Below are 423 nucleotides of genomic sequence, written 5' to 3' on the forward strand. Positions count from 1 at the left end.
GCGTTTATTCGCGTGATTTACTGCGGGGTATTGCCGAACGGCGCGCAGCGACAGAAAACCGAGCGCGTGCGCCAACCGGTTACTGCGAAATGAATGATTCTGAAACGGGGTTCAAGTGTTAACGGCAACTTTGCAGATCGTCAAGACTTTGACACGACAAATCCTATTGCCGTGAAGCAGTTCACTATTTCACGTGTTTATAAAGGCATTTTGTTAGACATACGTGACGAACTGCTGGCGCATGAAAACGGATGTAACTAGCGGCCAGATCAGCAATTTCACGCACACAAAGAAAAACCCGCCGACAAAGCGGCGGGTTTTTCCATACGCGGTGGCATTGCGGCCTGCGCGGAACGCTGCGATCAGCCGCACCACACCCGCGCGTTGCGGAACATGCGCATCCACGGCGAATCACCCTGCCAT

General features: G+C 53.2%; 1 protein-coding gene. It reads right to left on the reverse strand.

The features are described from left to right. Window positions 1-213: 213 nt before the first annotated feature. Window positions 214-405, reverse strand: a complete 192-nt coding sequence (locus D7X55_RS46835) for a hypothetical protein (protein ID WP_134808485.1) — start codon at window positions 403-405, stop codon at window positions 214-216. Between the last annotated feature and the right edge of the window lie 18 nt (window positions 406-423).

The organism is Corallococcus sp. AB049A (assembly GCF_003668885.1).
GTDB lineage: Bacteria > Myxococcota > Myxococcia > Myxococcales > Myxococcaceae > Corallococcus > Corallococcus interemptor.